The following is a 487-nucleotide window of genomic DNA, read 5'->3' on the forward strand; positions in this document are numbered from 1 at the left end:
GGAAGCGGTGAAGCGCGAGCTGGAGAAGCAGGAAGCGGAGTCGCCCTCGGTAGGCGGTCATGCCTGACCGGTACGCCGGCGGGGTCGGATCCCTTTCCCAAAGGGAAAGGGCTCAGACCCCGAAGCCGCCAAGCGCCGGAAAACCGGCGCATTCAGAATGCACTTCCAAGCACATCGACGTTAAAGAGAAAGGGGGTACGGCCGATACATCCTCCGTGCACCTCCCGAGAACGTCCATGAACATCGCGTCCCGTCTGCGCCCGTGTGCGCTTCCGTTGGCTGTTTCGCTGGCGCTGGCCGCCTGCAGTGGCTCGTCAACGCCGTCTGATGGCCACAACACTGCCGAGCCGCCTGCCGCTGGATGCGCACGGCACTGGCTGCACGCTGGCCTCGGCCATCGCCGCGCAGCTGTGCAACGGCCTGAGCCTGGCCAACGCCTGCGAAGCCGGCATCGACTACGTTGCGCGCGGCCTGCAGCAGGGCTATG

At 66.1% G+C, this 487-nt stretch carries 1 pseudogene; it reads left to right on the forward strand.

The window, feature by feature from the left end:
* Window positions 1–345: 345 nt before the first annotated feature.
* Window positions 346–487, forward strand: a pseudogene (locus tag ABGA94_RS02405) (bifunctional hydroxymethylpyrimidine kinase/phosphomethylpyrimidine kinase); the annotation flags it as partial.

The sequence above is a fragment of the Stenotrophomonas sp. 3diitr2024 genome (assembly GCF_042136455.1).
Lineage (GTDB): Bacteria > Pseudomonadota > Gammaproteobacteria > Xanthomonadales > Xanthomonadaceae > Stenotrophomonas > Stenotrophomonas sepilia.